This window comes from Pseudomonas sp. GD04158 (genome assembly GCF_029834875.1).
In the GTDB taxonomy this organism is placed as follows: Bacteria; Pseudomonadota; Gammaproteobacteria; order Pseudomonadales; family Pseudomonadaceae; genus Aquipseudomonas; species Aquipseudomonas hydrolytica.
Genome location: NZ_JAODYT010000037.1, coordinates 1 through 20,746, shown reverse-complemented (window position 1 = coordinate 20,746; position 20,746 = coordinate 1). Strand labels below are relative to the sequence as shown.

General features: G+C 66.6%; 22 protein-coding genes. 8 read left to right on the top strand and 14 right to left on the bottom strand.

What is annotated here, in order from left to right:
- Nucleotides 1-32 precede the first annotated feature (32 nt).
- From N7333_RS14835 to N7333_RS14800, 8 genes are all read right to left on the bottom strand, one after another.
- Nucleotides 33-1,046 (bottom strand): septal ring lytic transglycosylase RlpA family protein, encoded by a 1,014-nt coding sequence (locus N7333_RS14835; RefSeq protein WP_012019716.1) that lies wholly within the window; start codon nucleotides 1,044-1,046, stop codon nucleotides 33-35.
- Nucleotides 1,043-2,053 (bottom strand): lytic murein transglycosylase B, encoded by a 1,011-nt coding sequence (mltB, locus tag N7333_RS14830; protein WP_129482996.1) that lies wholly within the window; start codon nucleotides 2,051-2,053, stop codon nucleotides 1,043-1,045. The genes N7333_RS14835 and mltB overlap by 4 nt, the downstream gene beginning before the upstream one ends.
- A gap of 17 nt (nucleotides 2,054-2,070) precedes the next feature.
- Nucleotides 2,071-3,174 (bottom strand): rod shape-determining protein RodA, encoded by a 1,104-nt coding sequence (gene rodA, locus N7333_RS14825; protein WP_177491173.1) that lies wholly within the window; start codon nucleotides 3,172-3,174, stop codon nucleotides 2,071-2,073.
- A 38-nt stretch (nucleotides 3,175-3,212) separates the two neighbouring features.
- The gene (gene mrdA, locus N7333_RS14820) at nucleotides 3,213-5,105 is read right to left on the bottom strand and encodes a penicillin-binding protein 2 (protein ID WP_003240197.1); all 1,893 of its coding nucleotides are present in this window, start codon (nucleotides 5,103-5,105) and stop codon (nucleotides 3,213-3,215) included.
- A 6-nt stretch (nucleotides 5,106-5,111) separates the two neighbouring features.
- Nucleotides 5,112-5,579, bottom strand: a complete 468-nt coding sequence (gene rlmH / locus N7333_RS14815) for a 23S rRNA (pseudouridine(1915)-N(3))-methyltransferase RlmH (RefSeq protein WP_003240195.1) — start codon at nucleotides 5,577-5,579, stop codon at nucleotides 5,112-5,114.
- Between the two features lie 9 nt (nucleotides 5,580-5,588).
- On the bottom strand, nucleotides 5,589-5,942 hold the full coding sequence (gene rsfS, locus N7333_RS14810; RefSeq protein WP_003240193.1) for a ribosome silencing factor: 354 nt from the start codon (nucleotides 5,940-5,942) through the stop codon (nucleotides 5,589-5,591).
- Between the two features lie 64 nt (nucleotides 5,943-6,006).
- Nucleotides 6,007-6,666 carry a nicotinate-nucleotide adenylyltransferase gene (nadD, locus tag N7333_RS14805; RefSeq protein ID WP_003240190.1) on the bottom strand — a complete coding sequence of 220 codons (660 nt, stop codon included), beginning with the start codon at nucleotides 6,664-6,666 and terminating at the stop codon, nucleotides 6,007-6,009.
- Entirely contained in the window at nucleotides 6,667-7,932 is a 1,266-nt protein-coding gene (locus tag N7333_RS14800) for a glutamate-5-semialdehyde dehydrogenase (protein ID WP_003240189.1), read from the bottom strand.
- Nucleotides 7,933-8,338: 406 nt separating this feature from the next.
- Between N7333_RS14800 and N7333_RS14795 the strand changes: the two genes are divergently transcribed.
- Nucleotides 8,339-9,568, top strand: a complete 1,230-nt coding sequence (locus N7333_RS14795) for an alpha/beta hydrolase (RefSeq protein ID WP_129482997.1) — start codon at nucleotides 8,339-8,341, stop codon at nucleotides 9,566-9,568.
- A 40-nt stretch (nucleotides 9,569-9,608) separates the two neighbouring features.
- Here the strand turns inward: N7333_RS14795 and N7333_RS14790 are convergent, their stop codons facing one another.
- Entirely contained in the window at nucleotides 9,609-10,463 is an 855-nt protein-coding gene (locus tag N7333_RS14790; protein WP_129482998.1) for a class I SAM-dependent methyltransferase, read from the bottom strand.
- Nucleotides 10,464-10,529: 66 nt separating this feature from the next.
- Here N7333_RS14790 and N7333_RS14785 point away from each other — a divergent pair, with 66 nt between their 5' ends.
- Nucleotides 10,530-11,246, top strand: a complete 717-nt coding sequence (locus N7333_RS14785; protein ID WP_129483041.1) for a DNA-3-methyladenine glycosylase — start codon at nucleotides 10,530-10,532, stop codon at nucleotides 11,244-11,246.
- Nucleotides 11,243-12,559, top strand: a complete 1,317-nt coding sequence (locus N7333_RS14780; protein WP_096825546.1) for a bifunctional DedA family/phosphatase PAP2 family protein — start codon at nucleotides 11,243-11,245, stop codon at nucleotides 12,557-12,559. Before N7333_RS14785 ends, N7333_RS14780 begins: the two co-directional genes overlap by 4 nt.
- A gap of 9 nt (nucleotides 12,560-12,568) precedes the next feature.
- On the opposite strand, the gene N7333_RS14775 is transcribed toward N7333_RS14780, so the two are convergent.
- Genes N7333_RS14775 through N7333_RS14765 form a run of 3 tightly spaced genes read right to left on the bottom strand, consistent with a single transcriptional unit; the run spans nucleotide 12,569 to nucleotide 14,233 of the window.
- Nucleotides 12,569-13,153, bottom strand: a complete 585-nt coding sequence (locus N7333_RS14775; RefSeq protein WP_003240179.1) for an LON peptidase substrate-binding domain-containing protein — start codon at nucleotides 13,151-13,153, stop codon at nucleotides 12,569-12,571.
- A 7-nt stretch (nucleotides 13,154-13,160) separates the two neighbouring features.
- Nucleotides 13,161-13,877: an LrgB family protein gene (locus N7333_RS14770; RefSeq protein ID WP_012019726.1), complete on the bottom strand. Its 717-nt coding sequence runs from the start codon at nucleotides 13,875-13,877 to the stop codon at nucleotides 13,161-13,163.
- Nucleotides 13,874-14,233: a CidA/LrgA family protein gene (locus N7333_RS14765; protein WP_003240176.1), complete on the bottom strand. Its 360-nt coding sequence runs from the start codon at nucleotides 14,231-14,233 to the stop codon at nucleotides 13,874-13,876. The genes N7333_RS14770 and N7333_RS14765 overlap by 4 nt, the downstream gene beginning before the upstream one ends.
- A 250-nt stretch (nucleotides 14,234-14,483) precedes the next feature.
- On the opposite strand from N7333_RS14765, the gene N7333_RS14760 reads away from it, so the two are divergent.
- The 5 genes from N7333_RS14760 to N7333_RS14740 all read left to right on the top strand — a co-directional run bounded on the left by N7333_RS14760 (nucleotide 14,484) and on the right by N7333_RS14740 (nucleotide 18,451).
- Nucleotides 14,484-14,939: a MaoC family dehydratase gene (locus N7333_RS14760; RefSeq protein ID WP_003240173.1), complete on the top strand. Its 456-nt coding sequence runs from the start codon at nucleotides 14,484-14,486 to the stop codon at nucleotides 14,937-14,939.
- Nucleotides 14,940-15,081: 142 nt separating this feature from the next.
- Complete coding sequence (locus N7333_RS14755; protein WP_129482999.1) at nucleotides 15,082-16,806, top strand: C13 family peptidase; 1,725 nt, start codon at nucleotides 15,082-15,084, stop codon at nucleotides 16,804-16,806.
- Nucleotides 16,807-16,836: 30 nt separating this feature from the next.
- The gene (locus N7333_RS14750) at nucleotides 16,837-17,478 is read left to right on the top strand and encodes an oxidoreductase (RefSeq protein WP_096825543.1); all 642 of its coding nucleotides are present in this window, start codon (nucleotides 16,837-16,839) and stop codon (nucleotides 17,476-17,478) included.
- A 16-nt stretch (nucleotides 17,479-17,494) separates the two neighbouring features.
- Complete coding sequence (locus N7333_RS14745) at nucleotides 17,495-17,836, top strand: DUF5629 family protein (protein WP_012019729.1); 342 nt, start codon at nucleotides 17,495-17,497, stop codon at nucleotides 17,834-17,836.
- A gap of 3 nt (nucleotides 17,837-17,839) precedes the next feature.
- Entirely contained in the window at nucleotides 17,840-18,451 is a 612-nt protein-coding gene (locus N7333_RS14740) for a class I SAM-dependent methyltransferase (RefSeq protein ID WP_129483001.1), read from the top strand.
- A 125-nt stretch (nucleotides 18,452-18,576) separates the two neighbouring features.
- Here N7333_RS14740 and N7333_RS14735 read toward each other — a convergent pair whose 3' ends face one another.
- Both N7333_RS14735 and N7333_RS14730 read right to left on the bottom strand, forming a co-directional pair.
- Nucleotides 18,577-19,209 carry a response regulator transcription factor gene (locus tag N7333_RS14735; protein WP_129483002.1) on the bottom strand — a complete coding sequence of 211 codons (633 nt, stop codon included), beginning with the start codon at nucleotides 19,207-19,209 and terminating at the stop codon, nucleotides 18,577-18,579.
- Nucleotides 19,210-19,231: 22 nt separating this feature from the next.
- Nucleotides 19,232-20,746 (bottom strand): ATP-binding protein (locus N7333_RS14730; protein WP_279859041.1); only part of this gene is annotated, 1,515 nt, incomplete at its 5' end.

The following is a 20,746-nucleotide window of genomic DNA, read 5'->3' as shown; positions in this document are numbered from 1 at the left end:
GTGTTAGTCCGGCAATTGCCGGGGAAGTGCCCTCAGTCGGCACGCACCAGCGTGGGCTGCCCCAGGTTGGCCAGGCGTACGCTGCTCTGCAGCTGCTCAGCCTCGCCCTGGTTGCTGATCGGCCCCAACCTGACCCGGTGCAGGATCTGCTGGTCGCGTACCACTGAGCTGATGAACACCGGGACACTGGTGGTCTGAGTCAGCTTGGCCTTGAGCAGCTCCGCAGCGTCCGGATTGGCGAAGGCTCCCACCTGGAGATACAGGCCAGAGGCTGCGAGTGAATCGTTTTTTTTTGAGTCGATCTGCACGGGCACCACGGCCGCCGCGTGCTGCGTCGGCGGTGGCGAGTACTGCTCGACGACCTGTGCCACCGGCTGCGCGGCAGGCTTGGCCACAGCGGCCTTGGCCGGCTGATTGTTGGCCAGCACCAGCGGTACCGGTCGGCCCTGCTGCGCCCACCACTCGTGGGGGTCGATACCCTCGACCTTGACCCGCGCGGTGCCCTTCTCGGCATAGTCGAGCTTCTTCGCCGCGGCGAAGGACAGGTCGATGATGCGATCGGAATAGAACGGTCCGCGGTCGTTGACGCGCAGGATCACGCTCTTGCCGTTCTCCAGGTTGGTCACCCGCACGTAGCTGGGCAGCGGCAGCGTCTTGTGCGCCGCGGTCATGCCGTACAGGTCGTAGGTCTCGCCGTTGGCGGTGGCCTGACCATGGAACTTGGTGCCGTACCAGGAAGCCGGCCCCACCGCCTGATAGCGACGGGCGTCCTGAATCGGGTAGTACTGCTTGCCGAACACTACGTAGGGGCTGGCCTTGACCGGCCCGTAGTGCGGCATGGGGATGGCATCGGGGATCTTCGACACGTCCACGTCCCACCAGGGCGCGCCATCCTTGTGCGGACGGTTGAAATCGCCCGGCCCGGAAATGCCGCTGGATTGACCAGGCGTCACCACCGGCTGCGGTGCACGATTGGAAGAGCAGCTGGTCAGCAGCAGCGCCGCGGTGACGCAGGCCGCCAGCGGCAGCAGTTTGGACGCACTCATCGATTACCCCGTGCTTCGACCAGCAGTTCAGACAGTTGGTTGACCGCCATGGCGTACATCACGCTGCGATTGTAGCGGGTGATGGTGTAGAAGTTGGGCAGGCCGAACCAGTATTCGTCGCCCTGCGCGCCCTCCAGGCGGAAGGCGGTGACCGGCAGATCCTCGGCCAGCTTGTCCTTGCTCTTCCAGCCCAGCGCACGCAGCTCGGCGACGTTCTTCACCGGGTCCAGGCCCTGGGTCAGGCCTTCGTCGACCCGCGCACCGCTGACCTGGACGCGACTGGCGACCTGGCCGCCGGTCTGCCAGCCGTGACGCTTGAAATAGCTGGCAACACTGCCGATGGCATCGGTCGGGTTGCTCCAGATGTTGATGTGGCCGTCACCGTCGAAGTCCACGGCGTAAGCGCGGAAGCTGCTCGGCATGAACTGCGGCAGGCCCATGGCACCGGCGTAGGAGCCCTTCAGCGAAAGCGGATCGACCTGCTCCTCGCGAGTCAGCATGAGGAACTCGCGCAGTTCCTTGCGGAAGAACGGCGCGCGCGGCGGGTAGTCGAAGGCCAGGGTGGACAGCGCGTCCATCACCCGCCAGCTGCCGGTGTTGCCGCCGTAGAAGGTCTCCACGCCGATGATCGCGACGATGAATTGCGGCGGCACGCCGTACTCGGCTTCGGCCTTCTCCAGCGCCGCCTGGTGCTGACGCCAGAAGTCCACACCACGCGCGATGCGGGCGTCGGTGATGAAGATCGGGCGGTACTCCTTCCATGGCTTGACCTTCTCCGCCGGACGCGAAATGGCGTCGAGAATGGCCTGCTTGCGCTCCACCTCGGCGAACAGGGCAACCAGCTGCTCGCTGGCGAAACCGTAGTCGCGGGTCATTTCCTCGACGAACTCGGCCACCTGCGGCGAGCCGTCGTAATCAGCCGCCAGCGCCTGGGCACCTGTGCCGAGCAGGCCGGCCATGCCGACCCCGATGACCGTCCGAGCAGCCCAACTGCGCAGTGAATGCATTAAGTCCCAACCCCCAATCAAACCTGAGCGATCCACTTTCTGTGGGTGTGGATCGCCATCAATATCCCGAAGCCTGACAACAGCGTCACCAGATGGGTTCCGCCGTAGCTAATGAAGGGCAGCGGCACCCCAACCACCGGCAACAGCCCGCTGACCATACCAATGTTGACGAAAACATAAACGAAGAAGGTCATGGTCAGCGCCCCGGCCAGCAGCTTGCCGAACAGCGTCTGTGCCTGGGCGGTGATCACCAGGCCGCGCGCCAGCAGCAGCAGATACAGCAGCAACAGGAGGCAGACGCCAACCAGGCCGAACTCTTCGGCAAGCACGGCAATGATAAAGTCCGTATGGCTTTCCGGCAAAAAATCCAGGTGCGACTGAGTGCCCAGCAGCCAGCCCTTGCCCAGAACGCCGCCCGAACCGATGGCCGCCTTGGACTGGATGATGTTCCAGCCCGCCCCCAGCGGATCGCTCTCCGGGTTGAGGAAAGTCAGCACGCGGCGCTTCTGGTAGTCGTGCATGACGAAATACCACATGCCCACCGCAATCGGCACCACGGCAGCGGCAGCGCCGAGGATCCATCGCCACTGCAGGCCGGCCATGAACACCACGAAGGCCCCCGAGGCCAGGATCAGCAGCGAGGTGCCGAGGTCCGGCTGCTTGGCGATCAGCACCACGGGTACACCGATCATCGCCAGGCTGACGACCAGATGCTTGAAACGCGGCGGCAGGTTGTGCCGCGCCAGGTACCAGGCGATGGTCATCGGCATGATGATCTTCATCAGCTCCGACGGCTGGAAGCGAATCACCCCGGGGATGTTGATCCAGCGGGTGGCCCCCATCGCGGTATGTCCCATCAGCTCGACCACCAGCAGCAGGCCGACGCCCGCCACATAGGCCAGCGGCACCCAACGCGCCATGAAGCGCGGGTCGAACTGGGCGATCAGCACCACGCCCAGCATGCCGATGCCGAACGAGGTGGCCTGCCGGATCAACAGGTCGACGTTCTTGCCACTGGCCGAATAGAGGATGAACAGGCTGCCGGCGCCCAGTACCAGCAGCAGCAGCAACAGCCAGCCGTCCAGGTGCATGCGCTGCAGCAGCGTGGCGCGGCGGCGCAGCACGTCCTCATCGGACAGGGTGCGGTCGAAATTGCTCTTCATCGCTGACTGACCTCGGCGTTCTTCGGCTGCGCGAACTCGGCCTTGAGCTGGCCCGTCTGCTGATCCAGCAACCAGGCGTCCATCACCTGCTTGACCACCGGCGCGGCGACGCCAGAGCCGGATTCACCGTTCTCCACCATCACCGCCACGGCGATCTGCGGGTTCTCCACCGGGGCGAAGGCGACGAACAGCGCGTGGTCGCGGTGGCGCTCCTGGACCTTGTTGCGGTCGTACTTCTCGCCCTGCTTGATCGCCACCACCTGCGCGGTACCGCTCTTGCCGGCGATGCGATAGACCGAACTCTCGCCGACCTTGCGCGCGGTGCCGCGGGCACCGTGCAGCACGTCCTCCATGCCGCGGATGCCGTATTCCCAGAACTTCGGATCGCGCAGCACGATATCCGGCATAGGATTCGGGTCCACGGGCAGGCGGCCATCGACACTCTTGGCCAGGTGCGGACGTATCCACTTGCCGCGGGTGGCCATCAGCGCGGTAGCCTGCGCCAGCTGCAGCGGCGTGGTCTGCATGTAGCCCTGGCCAATACCGAGAATCAGGGTTTCGCCGGGGTACCAGGGCTGGCGATAACGCGCCCGCTTCCAGTCGCGCGAGGGCATCAGGCCCGCGGTTTCCTCGAACATGTCCAGCGCCACGCGCTGCCCGAGGCCGAAGCGGCTCATGTAGTCGTGCATGCGATCGACGCCCATCTTGTGCGCCAGATCGTAGAAGTAGGTGTCATTGGAACGGGCGATGGCCAGGTTGAGATCGACCCAGCCGTCACCGGTACGGTTCCAGTTACGGTACTTGTGGCTGTGATTGGGCAACTGATAGAAGCCTGGGTCGAACACCCGCGAGGTGGGCGTGACCACGCCGGCATCGAGGCCGGCCACGGCGACCATCGGCTTGATGGTCGAGCCCGGCGGATAGAGGCCGCGCAGCACGCGGTTGTACAGCGGCTGGTCGATTGAGTCGCGCAGCTCGCCATAGGCCTTGAAGCTGATGCCGGTGACGAAGGGGTTGGGATCGAAGCTGGGCTGACTGACCATCGCCAGCACCTCGCCGTTGTTCGGGTCGATCGCCACCACCGCACCGCGGCGGCCGCCCAGGGCGTTCTCGGCGGCCTCCTGCAGGTGCACGTCGAGGCTCAGGACGATGTCCTTGCCCGGCTTCGGGTCGATGCGATTGAGCACCCGCAGTACGCGGCCACGGGCGTTGGTCTCGACTTCTTCGTAACCCACTTCGCCGTGCAGCTCGTCTTCGTAGAAGCGCTCGATGCCGGTCTTGCCGATATGGTGGGTGCCGGCGTAGTCGGTCGGATCGAGACGCTTGAGTTCCTGCTCGTTGATGCGACCGACATAGCCGACCGAATGAGCGAAGTGCTCCTGCTGCGGATAATGCCGCACCAGCTGCGCCGCCACCTCGACGCCGGGCAGGCGGAACTGGTTGACCGCGATGCGGGCGATCTGCTCCTCGGACAGCTCGAACAGGATCGGCACCGGCTCGAAGGGCCGCCGCCCCTGGCGCACGCGGCGCTCGAACAGCGCGCGCTCGTCCGCGGAAAGCTCCAGTACCTCGACCACGGTATCGAGCACGCTCAGCCAGTCGCCGGCACGCTCGCGGGTAACGGTCAGGCTGAAGCTCGGTCGGTTGTCGGCGATGATCACCCCGTTGCGGTCGAAGATCAGCCCGCGCGTCGGCGGAATCGGCTGCACGTGGATGCGGTTGTTCTCGGCCAGCGTGGAGTGATACTCGTACTGAACCACCTGCAGGTAGTACATGCGCATGATCAGCAGGCAGGTGAGCACGATGATTGCCACAGCACAGAACACCACCCGGCGCTTGACCAGGCGGGCGTCCTTTTCATGATCCTTGAGACGAATCGGCTGCGGCATCGATGACTACTTGTGGTACGGGTGGCCGGACAGCACGGTCCAGGCACGGTAGATCTGTTCGCCGAGCAGAATCCTGACCAGCGGGTGTGGCAGCGTCAGCGGCGACAGCGACCAGCGCTGTTCGCTACGCGCGCAGACCTCCGGCGCCAGCCCTTCCGGGCCGCCGACCATGAGGTTGACGTTGCGCGCATCCAGGCGCCAGCGCTCCAGCTCCGCTGCCAGCTGTTCGGTGCTCCAGGGCTTGCCATGGACCTCCAGGGTAACGATACGTTCGCCCGGCTGCACCTTGCTCAGCATGGCCTCGCCCTCCTGACGGATCAGGCGGGCGACGTCGGCGTTCTTGCCGCGGGTATTGAGAGGAATCTCCACCAGCTCCAGCGGGAGTTCGGCGGGCAGACGCTTGACGTACTCCTGCCAGCCCTCCTCGACCCAGCGCGGCATGCGCGAACCGACGGCGATCAGCTTGATGCGCATCGCGCCGCCTTATTCAGCGGAATGCTGGGCGCGGCTCTGCTCGGCGCCCTGCCACAGGCGCTCCAGATCATAGAACTGGCGCGCGGTCGGCAGCATCACGTGCACGACGATGTCGCCCAGGTCGAGCAGGGCCCATTCGCCGCTGTCCAGACCTTCGCTGCCGATCGGGCGCACGCCCTGCTCCTTGACCTTTTCCAGCACGTTTTCCACCAGCGACTTGACCTGGCGGCTGGAGCTACCGCTGGCGATCACCATGAAATCGGTGATGCTGGTCTTGTCCTTGACGTCGATCACGGTGATGTCGGTCGCCTTGATCTCTTCCAGCGCCGCCACGGCGATCTTGACCAGCTCTTCGCTGGGCATGTTCTGCTTGCTCATAAATGACTCGTTTGCCTCGTGTAATGGACGTCAGCGCAGGCGCGACGCCTCAAGCATTGGGCGCACGGTAAAGATCGTGCGCCTGGATATAGGCCAGTACCGCATCGGGCAGCAGAAAGCGCGCCGAGCGGCCGGTTGCCAGTAAGTGGCGAATCTGCGTGGCGGATATCGCCAGCGGAGTCTGCCAGATGAAACTGATTTGCCCGCCCGGCCCGGCCAGGCTCAGCGGGTCGCTGACACTGCGCGCCGCCAGCAGATCGCGCAGCGCCTCCGGCGCCTCGCTGTCGGCATCCGGCCGCTGCAGCACCAGCAGGTGACAGTGATCGAGCAACTCCTGCCAGCGGTGCCAGCTCGGCAACCCGCAGAAGGCATCCCAGCCAAGCAGCAGAAACAGCTGATCGTCCGCCGCCAGCTCGGCGCGCACCGACTCCAGAGTGTCCACCGTGTACGACGGCTTGTCGCGCTGGAGCTCACGGTCATCGACCGTCAGCCGCGGTTCGCCGGCCACCGCCAGGCGAACCATGGCCAAGCGCTGCTCGGCGCTCGCCTGTGGCGCGTCGCGGTGCGGCGGCCGCGCGCTGGGGATCAGCCGTAGCTCGTCCAGCGCCATGAACTCGGCCACTTCCAGCGCCGCACGCAGATGCCCGTTGTGCACCGGGTTGAAGGTACCGCCGAGCAGGCCGATACGTCGGGCGCCAATACCGTTCATTTATGTGCGAATGTGTCCGTCGCCGAAGACCACGTACTTCTCGCTGGTCAGGCCTTCCAGGCCGACCGGGCCACGGGCGTGCAGCTTGTCGGTGGAAATACCGATCTCGGCGCCCAGGCCATACTCGAAACCATCGGCGAAACGGGTCGAGGCGTTGACCATGACCGAGGCGGAATCCACTTCGGTAAGGAAACGTCGCGCATCACTGAAGTGCTCGGTGATGATCGAATCGGTATGGTGCGAACCGTAATGGTTGATGTGCTCGATGGCCGCATCCAGCGAGTCGACGATGCGGATCGCCAGGATCGGCGCGTTGTACTCGGCGAACCAGTCGTCCTCGCTCGCTTCCAGCACATCGCTGCCGAGCAGTGCGCGGGTGGCGGCATCGCCGCGCAGCTCCACGCCCTTGTCGCGGTAGATGGCAGCCAGCGGCGGCAGCACGCGTTCGGCGATGGCCTGGTGCACCAGCAGGGTTTCCATGGTGTTGCACGGCGAGTAGCGCTGGGTCTTGGCGTTGTCACAGACGCGAATGGCCTTGTCGAGATCGGCGGCGATGTCGACATAGACGTGGCACACGCCGTCCAGGTGCTTGATCACCGGCACCTTGGCATCGCGGCTGATGCGTTCGATCAGGCCCTTGCCGCCGCGCGGCACGATCACGTCGACGAACTCCGGCATGGTGATCAGCTCACCCACCGCGGCGCGGTCGGTGGTTTCCACCACCTGCACGCAGGCCGCCGGCAAACCGGCCTCGGCCAGGCCCAGCTGGATGCAGCGGGCAATCGCCTGGTTGGAGTGGATGGCCTCGGAGCCGCCGCGCAGGATGGTGGCATTGCCGGACTTCAGGCACAGGCTGGCGGCATCGATGGTCACGTTCGGCCGCGACTCGTAGATGATGCCGATCACACCCAGCGGCACGCGCATCTTGCCGACCTGGATGCCGGAGGGCAGATAGCGCATGCCCTGGATCTCGCCGATCGGGTCCGGCAGGGTCGCCACCTGGCGCAGCCCTTCGATCATGCCGTCGACCACCGCTGGCGTCAGGGCCAGACGGTCGACCATGGCCGGTTCCAGACCACTGGCGCGAGCCGCGGCCAGGTCCAGTTCATTGGCGGCAGTCAGTTCGGCGCGAGCGGCGTCGAGGGCATTGGCCGCGGCCTGCAGCGCGCGATTCTTCTGCGCGGTGCTGGCGCGGGCAAGCACCCGCGAAGCCTGGCGGGCGGCCTGGCCCAGGCGGGTCATGTAAGCGTGCACGGACTCGGTCATGGCGGCGGAGGTCTGGCAGTTGGAAAAAGGGGCTGATTATAGCGAGCTCGCAAGGCCACGCCCAGCGGCGTCTGGCAAGCGGTCGGGGTGATGCTGGCGGGCGGGGTTCTAGCCGCGGCGCCATGCCTGCCGACCCATCATCGCAGAAGCCCCCAGAGCCTCTCTGACAAGAGCCCGCGCCAGGTAGACAAGGCGTTCGCCAGGGGCCCGCGGTAACGCCGCCCGCCCCACGGCAGAGCCGCCGCCAGCGCAACGGTGACACCCAGGCCATGGGGCCGCCCGAAGGTTGGGTAAACAAAAGACAGCGCGATGTTTACCTTGCGATCAAGCTTTGTCAGACAAGACCGCCCCGGCGCCGTGTGCCGCCCCGTGGATAACGACAAGAAAAAGCCGGAGTGCCTCCATCATGCATTACCGCACCGACTACAGCGCCGCCCTGCTCGTCAGCCCGCCCGAGGTCCTGGAGATCGCCGGCTGGCGTCTGCATTACCAGGCTTACTCCACCCGCCAGCACGACCCGCGCCCGCCGGTGCTGCTGCTTGGCGGTGCGTTCCAGAGCTTTCGCTCCTTCGCCGCCGAGGTGGAGGAGCTGCTGCCGAGCCATCCGGTGATTCTGCTCGACCTGCCCAGCCAGGGCGGCAATATGCAACTGGCGCCGGAGCTCGGCCTGGAGCAACTGGCCGACCTGATCGCCGCCTTCGCCGAACAGCTGCAGCTGCCGGCACTGATGCCCATCGGCCTGTCCTATGGCTCGGCGCTGGCGGCCCTGTTCGCCGCCCGTCACCCGCAACGCTGCGCGCGCTTGCTGCTGGCCGGGGTCACCGCCTTCGGCCGCCCCGGCGCGCGGCGGCTGCTGGAGGAGGGCCTTGCCCTGCTCGATGAGGGGCGCATCGGCGAGTTCGCCCAGGGTGCCCTGACCGGCCTGCTCAACCCGCTGCATCTGCAGGACACGGGCGTTTCACCGGTGTTTCGCAAGGCGCTGCTGCGGCAGATCCAGCGCCTGTCGCCGACCGAGGTGGAGCGTTACCGGCAGAACAGCCGGCGCCTGCTGGCCTTCGCCGGCTTCGAGCGCCACCCGCTATGCCCGACCCTGGTGCTGGCCGGCGAGCACGATCATTTCACCCAGCCCTGGGAACACGCCCAGTTCGCCGCGGCCTGCGCCCAGGCCGATTGCGCCCTGATCCACCAGGCCGATCATCTTGCCCAGTTCGAACGACGTGAAGCCTGCGCCGCGCTGTACCGCCCCTTCCTCGATGGGCGACCGCTGCCGGCACGCAGCCCGGGCAGCACGCGCCTGCAAGCCGAGCAGCTCCTGAAGCTGGAGAAACGCTGCGAGCCGCGCCTGGCGCCCCGCCAGCGTCAGGCACTGCTGCAGCATGCCGAAGGCCGGCAATGGACGGTGGAGCTGAGCGAGCTGGGCTTCTTCGGCGGGCTGCTGCAAGGCGACCTGCCGCGGGATCTGCCTGGGCGGGGCTGGCAGCTGAGTTATGCGGATCTGCCCAGCCAGCCGCTGCTACCGCTGCGCCACGAAGACAGGGGCCTGGCCTTCGTCTTCCCGCATACCGATGCCAATGCCAGCCTGGCGCTGGCCGCGCGCATCCATCCGGCGCCGCTGCCGGCAGCGGCCTGCGCCTAGATCGGTAGCAAGCCGGCACAGCCGCGGAGCGCAGCGCTTCCTAGGTCCGCGCCTGAATCACCCGCACCAGTCCGGGCAAGCGTGAAGGCGCGAGCCCCAGACGGGACGCATCGGCACTGGGATCAAGCACCTGCACCTGAGCGAAGCCGCAACGCCGGAAGCCCGCGACGATCTCGTCATGATTACGGTAATGCAGCGGGTAACTGCCGCGAGTCAAGCGGCCGATCAGATCGACGCCCCAGCGCAGCTGGCGGTAGCGCGGATGTTCACGCAGGTCCGGATAAAGCTCGGTCAGGTAGGTAGCAGCGGGGAACTCGCCAAGTTCGTTGGCGAGCCGGCTCCAGAAGCCCTCGATCAGCGTCAACGGAAAGTAGTTGACCAGCCCCTCGGTGATCACCACCACCGGCTCACTGCGCTCCAGATCCGCGAACAGTGCACCCAGCCGCTGATTGCCGCGCTCGGCGAGGATATCGACCGCGCGCACCTGGTGCCGCCCGTCCAGCCAGCCTTCACCATGCAGCAGCAGGCGCTTGCGTGCGGCCATGGCGGGCAGGTCCGCTTCCAGATACCGAAGCTGTGGATAACGCGCGCAGAAGCGCCGGCCGCGAGGCGACAGGCCGCAGGCGATCTCCACCACCTGCCGCACCCCGCCCTGCTCGATGGCTTCGGTCAGCAGCGCATCGATCTGCAGATGACGCTGCAGCAGCAGGGCCTCGATATCCAGGCCGAAGCCTGCGCGTGCGCCCCAGGTCAGCGGCCACAGCAGCTTGTGCACGAAGCGGCCGAAGGCGGTGACGAACGCCGACTCGGCGAGCTGGTGGCGATACCAGACGTAACCGGTGTAATGCGCCGAAGGGCTGATATGGGCACTGCTGCTGCGGGAACGTTCAGGCATCTTTAAGGTTCTTGTTGTTATGCTCGCCGCCCCAGACTATGCCCATGCGACTTCATGCAACAGATGATGCCAGCCGAACCCACCCTTAGTTTGCCCTGGCCGCAGGCCCGCCCCCTGGCCGATGCCTTCTTCGACCGTGACGCGCAACTGCTGGCGCGCGAGCTGCTCGGCAAGGTGATTCGCCACCGCGTCGGCGCGCTCTGGCTGAGCGCGCGGATCATCGAGACCGAAGCCTATTACCTGGCGGAAAAGGGCAGCCATGCCTCGCTCGGCTACACCGAGAAACGCAAGGCGCTGTTCGCCGACGGCGGGCACATCTACATGTACTACGCGCGCGGCGGCGATTCGCTGAACTTCAGCGTCCATGGCCCGGGCAATGCGGTGCTGATCAAGTCCGCGCATCCCTGGGTCGACGCCATCAGCGGCGCCGACTCGCTAGCCGCCATGCAGCGCAACAATCCGGACAGCCTCGGCATGCCGCGCGCGCCCGAGCGCCTGTGCGCCGGCCAGACGCTGCTGTGCAAGGCCCTCGCCCTGAAAGTGCCGGACTGGGACGCGCGCCGTTTCGACCTGCAGCGGCTGTTCGTCGAGGACGTCGGCGAGCGCCCGCAGACCATCATCCAGTGCGCGCGCCTGGGTATTCCCAAGGGGCGCGACGAGCATCTGCCTTACCGTTTCGTCGACGCCGGCTACGCGCGCTACTGCACACGCAACCCACTGCGCCGTGGTCAGGTCGAAGGACATGATTACCAGTTGCTGAGCGTCGCAGGAGGTGACCTTTGAGCGTCTGGCTGGACAACCTGACCACCTGGCTGAGCGCCAACCCGCAATGGCTGGGGCTGGCGATCTTCCTTATCGCCCTGTTCGAATGCCTGGCCCTGGTGGGCATCCTCCTGCCAGGCGTGGTGCTGCTGTTCAGCGTCGCCCTGCTGGCCGGCAGCGGCGTACTCAGCCTGTGGGAAACGCTGGCGCTGGCCTATGCCGGTGGCTTCTGCGGCGACCTGCTGTCCTACACCCTGGGGCGACGCTTCAAGCACAACATTCCGCGCCTGCCGATCCTGCGCCGTCATCCGCAGTGGGTGATGCGCGCCGAGCTGTACTTCCGCCATTACGGCGTGGCCAGCCTGCTGGTGGGGCGCTTCATCGGCCCCCTGCGCCCTCTGCTGCCGCTAGTCGCCGGCATGCTGAACATGCCGCTACTGCGCTTCATTCTGGTGAGTCTGGTGGCGGCAGCCGGTTGGTCGGTGGCCTACCTGCTGCCCGGCTGGGCCACCGGCGCCGCGCTGCGCCTGCCGATGGCCGAGGGGTTCTGGACGGAGGCGGCCGTTCTGCTGGCCGGCATCGGCCTGATCCTGCTGCTGACGGTGCAGGCCAGCCTGGCGGGAAAACAACGCGCCAGCCTGCTCGCCGGCGGGCTCAGCCTGCTGCTGTTGCTGGCGATCATGATCGGCTGGCCACACCTGGATGCGCTGGACCAGGGCCTGCTGACCCTGGTCCAGGAGCAGCGCCGGGCGCACCTGGATCGCTGGATCGTCACCCTGACGCGGCTCGGCGATCTGCGCACGCAACTGGTGGCGGCCGTGGTGCTGTGCAGCCTGCTGCTGCTCGCCCGGCAATGGCGTCATCTGCTGTTCGCCGGTTCCACGCTGCTGCTCACCGCGCTGGGCAACACCACGCTCAAGCACGGTTTCGCCCGCGTGCGTCCCGATATTCTGAGCGAGCCGCTGACCAGCTTCAGCTTCCCCAGCGGTCACAGTTCGGCCTCGTTCGCCTTCTTCCTGGTGCTCGGGGTACTTGCCGGTCGAGGTCAGGGCGTGCGTCTGCGCCTGGCCTGGCTGGTGGTGGCCTGTCTGCCGGCGCTGGCCATTGCCCTGTCGCGCGTCTATCTGGGCGTGCACTGGCCCAGCGACGTGATCGCCGGGGCACTGCTGGCATCGGCCGTATGCGGCCTGAGCCTGACCCTGTGCCAGCGCCGCGAGGTGCTGCCGGCATTGCCGGCACGCCTGTGGTGGATCGTGCTGCCAGCCTGCCTGGCGGTACTCGGCGGCATGGCGGCCTGGCAACTGTCGGCCGCGCTGCTGCGCTACGCCTACTGAGCCCAGGCTTCAGGCATCGCCCTGCAGCTGATCCACCATGACCTGCAGCTGTTCCAGGCGCTGCGCGGGATCGTCCTGCTGCAACAGCTGCAGTTTCTGCGTCGGCTCCAGCGGCAGCAGATAGGCCAGCTGATTCGCCAGCTGCTGCTGAGCGCCGACCACTCCGGCCATGCCCAGCCCCGAAACCAGCGGATGCTCGGCCAGGGCGGCTAGCAAGGCGGCCAGGTCGGCATGCTCGCCGAGCAGCGGTCGATCCTCCTGCTCCGGCAGCCAGTCCACCTCCGCCAGCGTCAGTTGATCCGGCAGTACGCGAGCCTCGCGTACCCTGAAACGCCGTCCGCCCTCGACCCGGATGCCCAGCAGGCCGTTGGGGCGCTGCTGGAAGTCGCGCACCAGCGCCTCGCAGCCGATGGCGGCGAAGCTGCTGGCGGCCTCGCCCACCTCCGCGCCGTCGACGATGCACACCACGCCGAAGCCGCTGCCCTGTTTCATGCAGCGGCTGATCATGTCCAGATAGCGCGCCTCGAATATCTGCAGATCGAGCATGCAGCCGGGGAACAGCACGGTATTGAGGGGGAACAGCGGCAGGTTCATCGTCACCTCATAAGAACAGGACAATCGCCAGCGGCAACAGCACCGCGGTGATCACGCCCATCAGGCTCATGGCCAGGGCGGCGAAGGCGCCGCACTCGTCGCTCTCCTGCAGCGCCCGCGCCGTGCCTACGGCATGGGCGGTGATGCCCAGCGCCATGCCCAGCGCCGCCGGATGACGCACGCCGCACAGACGCAGCAGCGAAGGCCCGACCATGGCGCCGATGACCCCGGTGATCATCACGAACACCGCCGCCAGCGCGGCGATGCCGCCGATCTGCTCGGCCACCAGCATGGCGATCGGCGAGGTCACGGACTTCGGCGCCATGCTCATCAGCATCAGCCGCTCGGCGCCGAACAGCCAGGCCAGCCCGGCTCCCAACAGCGTAGCCAAGGTGCCGGCGATCGACAGGGTGAGGATGATCGGCCAGAACAACTGGCGGATTCGCCGCAGGTTGAGATACAGCGGCACCGCCAGCGCCACCGTGGCCGGGCCGAGCAGCAGGGTCAGCAGCGAAACGCTGCTGCGGTATTCGGCGAAGCTCAAACCGCACAGCAGCAGAATGCCGATCACCGTGAGCATCGATACCAGCACCGGCTGCAGGAATACCCAGCGGGTACGCTCATAGGCGGCAACGGCCAGCTGATAGGCGCCCAGGGTGATGCCGACACCGAACAGCGGGTGATGAATCAGCGCCTGCCAGGCGCCCTGCCAGTCCGGACTCATGCTTCCTCCCGACGCTGCTGGCGCTCGATCAGCTTCTGCATCAGCCAGCCGGCGAACGCCACCGACAGCAACAGCGACAGCAGCAATGCACCGACCACCGCCCAGAAGTCGGCGGCGATGGCGCCGGCATAGGCCATCACCCCGACGGCCGGCGGCACCAGGATCAGCGGCAGGTACTTGAGCAGGCTGCTGGAGGCGAGGCTGAGCGGCTCGCCCACCTCGCCGCGCAGCATGAGGAACACGAACAGCAGCAGCATGCCGATGATCGGCCCCGGCAACATGGGCAGCAGCAAAACGTTGAGGACGGTACCGAGCAACTGGCAGAGCACCAGCCAGGAAAGGCCGCGAAGCAGCATGGGCAATCTCCGAAACGAGCGATGCCCAGTACCACCGCGCTAGCAGGGGTATCCGGGCAATCTTGAGGGCATGCCGGCCATTATAGGCGCGATGACCCGGCGCTGGCCTCTGTATTGCCTCGTCCGTATGGCCTATGCCCCGCCATTCAGTGGATCAAGGCAGGCTTGACCCGTTGCCGGCCCCGTGATGATCTAGGCCGCAACGGTTCCACGCACACAAGAAAAACACCCGCGTCCTCAAGGAGGAACTATGCCGTTCGTACCCGTAGCAGAGCTCAAGGACTATGTTGGCAAGGAACTCGGCAAGTCCGAGTGGCTGACCATCGACCAGCAGCGCATCAACCAGTTCGCCGAATGCACCGGCGACCATCAGTTCATCCACGTCGACCCGGAAAAGGCCAAGCTGACCCCCTTCGGCACCACCATCGCGCACGGTTTTCTGTCGCTGTCGCTGGTACCGATGCTGATGGAAGGCATCATGATCATGCCGCAGGGCCTGAAGATGGCGGTGAACTATGGCCTCGACAGCGTGCGCTTCATCCAGCCGGTGAAGGTCGACTCCAAGGTGCGCCTGACGGTGACCCTGACCGACGCCAACGAAAAGAACCCCGGCCAGTGGCTGCTCAAGGCCCGCGCCGTGCTGGAGATCGAAGGCCAGGAGAAGCCGGCCTATATCGCCGAACCGCTGACCCTCTGCTTCGTCTGACCCGGCCATCCGGTCGTTCCCGTTTTCGGCGCTCCGCGCCGGAGCGGGAACGCACTCGCGTCTGCAAAGCGTGAGACTCGGCAGCGCAAGCGTCCAGGCTTGCGGCATACTGCGGGCCACAGCACCGACCTGGATGTCCGTCATGAACCCCCTTGCCCTGCGCCTGCTCCCCCTTTGCCTGTCCCTGCTGCTCGCCGGTTGCGACGAGGCGCGCCCGCTGCTGCCGGCCAACGCCATCCTGCCCGACGGCGCCGAGTATCGCGGCGAGATCGTCGACGGTCTGCTGCAAGGCCCCGGACGCCTGGACTACCGCAACGGCAGCTGGTTCGTCGGCCAGTTCAAGGACGGCATGTTCGAGGGGCCCGGCGAATGGCAGGGCCCCGGCGGCGAGCATTACCTGGGCGACTTTCACCAGGGCATGTTCCATGGCCATGGCACCCTGACCTACGCCGATGGCAGCCGCTATCAGGGCGGTTTCGAGCGCAACCGTTTCAATGGCGAGGGCCTGCTGGAGCAGGGTGGCCAGCGTTATCAGGGCGAGTTTCTCAACGACCGCTTCCATGGCCTGGGCAAACTGGAAATGGCTGACGGCAGCAGCTTCCAGGGCCAGTTCGTCAATGGCCAGCCCGAGGGCCAGGGCGTGCGCAGCGATGCCTACGGCAATCAGTTCAGCGGTCTGTTCGCCCAGGGCCTGCTCAGCGGCCAGGGCAGCTATCGCAACGCCGATGGCGACAACTACAGCGGCGGATTCCAGAACGACGAGTTTCACGGCAAGGGCCGTTACCAGAGCGCCAACGGTGAAGTCTGGGCCGGCGAGTTCGTCGAGGGCATGATGCAGGGCCCTGGTGAATACAACGATGGCGACGGCACCCGCTACCTCGGCGAGTTTGCCGACTGGCAGTACGAAGGCGAAGGCCTGCTCACCCTGCCCGATGGCAGCGCTTACCGGGGGCGTTTCTCCGGCGGCGAATACAGCGGTCAGGGCACCCTGACCCTGGCCGACGGCAGCCGCCAATCCGGCACCTGGCAAGACGGCAGACTGGTGCGTGACGATCAGGGCCAGGTGCTGCCCGACAGCCTCGAACTGGGCCTGCTGCAACAAGGCCAGCTGCTCGACGAAGCCATCGCCGCGATTCCGGCCTCGACAGAGGCGCGCGAACTCTATGCCCTGACCCTGGCCGGCGATGGCAAGCAGAGCGTGTTCATGCGCGAGGCGGACTACGTCAGCCGCCTGATGCGTGAACGCTTCGGCGCCCATGGCAGCATCAGCCTGATCAACCATCGCGACCATCTCGCCGACCGCCCGCTGGCCACCCGCGAGAATCTCACCCGTGTGGTCCAGGCCCTGGCCGAACGCAGCGGCGAGGAAGACCTGATCTTTATCTATCTGACCAGCCATGGCTCGCGCCGCCACGAACTCAATCTCGACCAGCCGCGCCTGCAGCTGGCCGACCTGCCGGCCAGCGAACTGGCTGCCCTGCTCGCCCCGCTCAAGCAGCGCAACAAGGTGGTGGTGATATCGGCCTGCTACTCCGGCGGTTTCATCCCGCCGCTGAAAGACGACAAGACCCTGGTGATGACCGCCGCACGCGCCGACCGGGTGTCCTTCGGCTGCAGCGAAGAGAACGACTTCACCTATTTCGGCCGCGCCCTGTTCGCCGAGGCGCTGGGCGAAACCGACAACCTGGAACGGGCCTTCGAACTGGCCAGGGAACGCGTCGCCGAGCGCGAGCAGAGCGACGGTTTCGAACCTTCCGAACCGCAGATCTGGGCGCCACGCGGCGTACTCCAGCATTGGCGCAGCCTGCGCCAGAATCAGGCTGAGCGAGCCCTGGGGGCCGTGGCCAGCAGTAGCGGCAACGACTAAGCTCAGCTGTAACGGACTAGAGACAACTGCATGCACCTGACCCCGCAACATATCCTGCTCGCTGGCGCCACCGGCCTTACCGGCGAACATCTGCTCGATCGTCTGCTCAGCGAGCCGACGGTCGCCCGCGTGCTGGCGCCGACGCGACGCCCGCTGGCCGCCCATGCCCATCTGGAAAACCCGGTCGGTGATCTGCAGGCCCTGCTGCCGCAGCTTTCCGGCCAGGTCGACACCGCCTTCTGCTGCCTGGGCAGCACCATCAAGCAGGCCGGCTCGCAGGAGGCCTTCCGCGCCGTCGACCACGACCTGGTGCTGGCCTTCGCCCGTCGCGCTCGCGAGCTGGGCGCACGGCATCTGGTGGTGATCAGCGCCCTGGGCGCCAATCCCAACTCCTCGGTGTTCTACAACCGCGTCAAGGGCGAGACCGAGCAAGCGCTGAAGGCCATGGACTGGCCGCAACTGACCATCGCCCGCCCCTCGCTGCTGCTCGGTGCGCGCCAGGAGTTTCGTCTTGGCGAGCGCCTGGCGGCGCCGCTGCTGCGCTGGCTGCCGGGCAAATACCGCGGCATCGACGCCTGCGCCCTGGCCCGCGCGCTGTGGCGCCTGGCGCTGGAGGAAGAAGACGGCGTGCGCGTGATAGAGTCCTCCGACCTGCGCCGCCTGGGGCGCTGATGCCGTGGACAAGCCGATGAAACCGACAAGCCTGATCGAAGCCCTGCAAGACGCCGACATGCTGGAGATCGATGGCCTGCATGCCTGGCAGTTCGATCTGGACACCGAGCTGCTGGCCCAGGTCAGCGCCGGAACCGACAGCGCCGACAGCGCGGCCAAGCCGCTGCTGCAGGTGCACTGCATCGACGGCCGCGAGCGCCGCCTGTGGAAGTTCTCCCTCGCTGCGGTCAAGGCCGCGCGCCACCTCGAGGAGGACGACAGCTGGCTGATCGAAGGCAACGAGGTCAGCCATTCCCTCAAGTGTTTCGCCGCCTATCGTGGCGACAACGATGACGACGACGGGCAAGACGAAGCCTGAGCCATGGGCCTTTACGACCGCCATATCCTGCCGCATCTGATCGATTTCGCCTGCGGCATGGGGGCGGTGATGAAGGCGCGCTCGCAGATCGTGCCGCTGGCGCGCGGACGCGTGCTGGAAATCGGCATCGGCAGCGGTCTGAACCTGGGCTTCTACGATGCGCAGCGGGTCGAGGTGGTGGTCGGCGTCGACCCCTCCGCGGAGATGCAGGCCCTGGCCCGCGAACGCGCCGCACGCTGCCAGGTACCGGTGGAGATGATCGCCCTGGAACTGGGGCAGATTCAGGCGGCGGACGCCAGCTTCGACGATATCGTCTGCACCTTCACCCTGTGCACCATCCCCGATGCCATCGCCGTCCTGGGCGAAATGCGCCGCGTGCTGAAACCCGGCGGCCGCCTGCTGTTCTGCGAACACGGCCTGGCGCCGGACCTGCCGGTGGTGCGCTGGCAAAAGCGCCTGACGCCGCTGTGGAAACCGCTGGCCGGCGGCTGCCACCTGGACCGCGATATCCCCGCCCTGATCGAAGCCGGCGGCTTTCATATCCGCGAGATGAGCACCGGCTATCTCAAGGGCCCGCGGCCGATGACCCACGTCTACCGCGGCTGGGCCGATTGACGTTGATACGCGCGGCGTACGAAAGCGTAGGGTGCGCCGTGCGCACCGAAGCGGCCGCTGACATAAGCTCCCTGCGCGCATCAAGCACCTTGGTGCGCACGGCGCACCCTACGCCCCCTGTGCGCTCAAATCTCTGAACGAATCGCCAGCGCATCCACCAGCCCGGCGGCGATGGCCATGCCCACCAGCTCCGGCAGCGTCTCGGCCTGCATGCGCTTCATCACCCGCGAGCGATACAGGTCGACGGTCTTCACGCTGATATCGAGCTGCTCGGCCACTTCGCGGTTGGTGTAGCCGCGCACCAAGGGCAGCAGCACGTCACGCTCACGCGGGGTGAGCTGATCGAGCCGCGTCTGCACCTCGGCCAGACGCGCGTCGCGCTTTGGCCGGGCCGGGCGGCGATCCAGCGCCTGCTGCACGCTGTCGAGCAACAGTTGCTCGTTGTAGGGCTTCTCGATGAAATCCACCGCGCCGGCCTTGAACGCGCGCACCACGATGGGCACGTCGGCATGACCGCTGACGAAGATCACCGGCAGGTCGATACCACGCGCGCGCATCTCCTCCTGCACGTTCAGCCCACCCATGCCGGGCATGCGCACATCGAGCAGCACGCAGGCATTGGCAGTCGGATCGCAAGCGTCGAGAAAGGCCCGACCGCTGGTGAAGGGCACGCCTGTCAGGCCAACCGACTCCAGCAGCCAGAGCGTCGAGTCGAGCATGCCCTGGTCGTCATCGACTACATAAACCCGTTGTTGCATCTGCGTGCAGCTCCTCTTGTTGTTATACGTCGTCCCTGCCCAACGGCAAACGACATTCCAGACACAGCCCACCACCCTCGGCCGGGGAGGCCTCCAGCGCACCGCCGAAGCCTTCGATGATGCTGCGGCTCATGGACAGGCCGAGCCCCAGTCCGTCGGCCTTGCTGGTGTAGAAGGGGGTGAACAGCTTGGCCATCTGCTCGTCGCTGACGCCCGGCCCCTGATCGATTACCCGGATGGCCAGGCAGCCGTCAGCTTCTCCAGCCTCCAGACGCACCTGCGAAGGCGCGCCGGGGTGACGTTCGCGGTTGGCATCGATGGCATTGCGCAGCAGGTTGAGCAGTACCTGTTCGAGCAGGACGCGGTCGGCGAATACCGGTGGCAGATTGTCCGGCAAGACGTCGCTCACCGCCACCTGCGCTGTACCGGCCTCCCAGTTGCACAGGCGCACCGCTTCGCGCGCCACCTCGGCCAGATCCAGCGCCTGCATGCGCCGCTGGCCCTTGCGCAGGAAGGCGCGCAGGCGCTTGATCACTGCCGAGGCGTGGTTGGCGTGCTCAGTGATGCGCGCCAGGCCCTGGCCCACCTTGTCCACACCGGCCTGATCGCCGCCGATGCCCTGCAGATAGCGCTGGCTGGCGCTGGCGTAGTTGACCACCGCCGCCAGCGGCTGGTTGATCTCGTGGGCGATACCCGAGGCCAGTTCGCCCAGGGTGATCAGCCGCGTGGTGTGCGCCAGCTCGTCCTCCAGGCGGCGCTTGTTCTCCTCGGCCTGGATGCGCGCGGTGATGTCGCGCGACACGCTGACCACCTCGACCACCGCACCGGTGTAGGTCTCGCGAATGGCGCGGCTGGCGGTCTCGAACCACAGGTAGTGGCCGTCGCGGTGGCGGATGCGGTAGGTCATGGTGTGGTAGCCATCCTGCTCCAGCGCCTCGCGCGCCTGCTTGGCCTGCTGCAGTTGGTCCTGCGGATGCAGCAGGCTGTCGACGGCCATGCCGCGCAGTTCTTCCGGCCAGTAGCCGAGCAACGTCCAGCTGGCAGGCGTAGCGTCGAGGAACACGCCCTCCGGCGTGTGCCGGGAAATCAGGTCGGTGGTGTTCTCGGTGATCAGCCGATACAAGCGCCGCGCCCGCGCGGCCTCACGCTGCTCACGAACCTCGCGGGTGGCCTCGCGGCAGCGCGCCAGCACGCGGCGCTCGGCGCCATCGGGAATGAAACTCCAGATCAGGATGCGCTCGCCATCCTGCGCTTCCACCGACTCCACAGCCCGCGACTGCTCCAGGCAGGCGCGCACCAGCGGCAAATGGTTCACCGGCAGCAGCTCGCCCACCTGCGTCAGGGCGCGTTCACCAAGCAGCCCCTGCAACGCCGCGTTGCTCTCCAGCAGACGCGCCTCGGCGTCGAGCAGCAGCGCCGGCTGCGGGTCGGATGACAGCAGCGGCGCACTGCGCGCCAGCCCCGAGGCCAGTTCGACCATCTGCACCAGCAGCTCGCGCAACCAGGGCAACCATTCCAGCCCCGCCGCCTCGTCGAC